This window comes from Mesorhizobium sp. M0601, assembly GCF_040320845.1.
In the GTDB taxonomy this organism is placed as follows: Bacteria; Pseudomonadota; Alphaproteobacteria; order Rhizobiales; family Rhizobiaceae; genus Mesorhizobium.
Genome location: NZ_JAMYQK010000119.1, coordinates 1 through 1,072 on the forward strand (window position 1 = coordinate 1; position 1,072 = coordinate 1,072).

Sequence of the window (1,072 nt, forward strand, 5' to 3'; positions counted from 1 at the left end):
CAGAAAATGGCAGAGTACGGTATGGATGCGCTGCTTGTCATGAACGAGAATAATATGAACTATCTGACCGGCTATGACGGTTACTCGGAGTACGTTCCGCAGCTCGCTCTCGTGTGTCAAGATGATGAAGACCCGTGGCTGATCTTGCGCGAAATCGACACTTTGTGTGCAACGCCTACCTCGTATCTGCCTGAATCGCGTATTCTCAGTTATCCCGAGAAGTACATTGGATCGAGTCAGCGGACTGCGTGGGAGCCGATTAGCGACCTGGTCCGCGAGCGCACCAAGTCGAGCCGCATCGGGGTCGAACTGACGGCCAAGACGTTTGGAGTGAAGGACCATGCCGCGCTCTCCAGCAGATTGGACTTATCGAAGGCCCTGGATGCCGATGGAATGATCGGTAAACTGAAGACGGTAAAATCACCAGCTGAGCTCGCCTACATGGAGCAGGCTGGAAAGATAACCGATAGGGCCATGCAGGTGGGCCGGCTCGAGATCGCTCCTGGTGCGCGCGAATGCGACGTGGGTGCCGCCATAGTGAATGCTCTAGTCAAAGGCACTCCGGAAATCCCCGGAGGTGTTTGCGCCTTTCCCACTATGCCGGTTGGCTCCCCCGCCAACGCGCCGCATCTTCTATGGTCTGAGGCGCGCTATAAAATGGGCTGTCAGACGAATTTCGAGATTGGTGCCTACCGATACCGCTATGCATGCGGCTTGGCACGGACGGTATTTTTGGGTGAGCCAACCGCTCGGGCGCGGCACCTACACCAAGCCGCTTTGGACGGCTTCCTCGCGCAGGTCGAAACAATACGCTCGGGAGTTAAGTGCTCCGATGTTTGGCAAGCATTCCAGCGCGCCTTTAAACCCTATGGCGTGCGCAAAGAATCCAGGAGCGGCTATTCCATCGGTCACGGTTGGGTCGACGGCGGAGGCAGCTTCCAGGCGGACGACGACACCGTGATTGAAACTAACATGACTTTCCACGTCCTCATCGGCATTTTTGAGAAGGACGACGGGTACGTCTTCAGTGAGACTGTCCGAGTGACCGAGAACGGCGCGAAGTCGCTGAGCA

Annotated in this window: 1 protein-coding gene; it reads left to right on the forward strand. The window is 56.6% G+C overall.

Annotated elements, in window-relative coordinates:
• Positions 1-54: 54 nt before the first annotated feature.
• A partial coding sequence (locus NKI41_RS33120; protein ID WP_352687265.1) for a M24 family metallopeptidase occupies positions 55-1,072 on the forward strand: 1,018 nt, incomplete at its 3' end.